The organism is Actinoplanes sp. G11-F43 (assembly GCF_050589265.1).
GTDB lineage: Bacteria > Actinomycetota > Actinomycetes > Mycobacteriales > Micromonosporaceae > Actinoplanes.
The window spans coordinates 1-509 of the sequence record NZ_JBNZCE010000123.1 but is presented as its reverse complement, the minus strand read 5'-3'; the positions used below and the strand labels follow the sequence as shown (position 1 = coordinate 509).

General features: G+C 62.5%; 1 pseudogene. It reads right to left on the bottom strand.

What is annotated here, in order from left to right:
• Positions 1–98: 98 nt before the first annotated feature.
• Positions 99–326, bottom strand: a pseudogene (locus ACQ0O7_RS45210) (hypothetical protein); the annotation flags it as partial.
• Between the last annotated feature and the right edge of the window lie 183 nt (positions 327–509).

The following is a 509-nucleotide window of genomic DNA, read 5'->3' as shown; positions in this document are numbered from 1 at the left end:
CCGAAGCAACCCGCTGGGCCAACCGCGAAATGACAAGGCCATTCACCATCCTCGGCCTCACCGGATGATGTTGAAACGACCGTGCGTCCGGGACAGGGCTATTGCGTAGTGGCCTTACCGCTGGTCACGTTCGGTTTTCCGGTGGTCACGGCGGTGATGAGGTGGTGCGGACGGTGGCTCGCTTCTCGGGTGGCTTCGGCGATGTTGGTGGCGCCGTTGAGGCGGTGGTATCCGATCGAGGTGTTACGGAGGGTGGCGAACACGGCGGGTCCGTTGCCGGTCCGGGCTTGATGTGCGTCTTCACGTAACGTGACATCTCGTACATAGGGGGTAGTCATGATTAGAGGGCTGTGGCGTGAACGGATGGCCAGGTCGCGCTTCGGTTGGCCTGTTCCTCGAATTGCCAAGGCAGCCTCGCCGCAGGGTCATTGCGTTCTGGGGTAACTGCTGGTCACAGCGGTGATGAGGTCGTGTGATCGGCGGTCGGCGCGTCGGTTGGCACGGGCGAT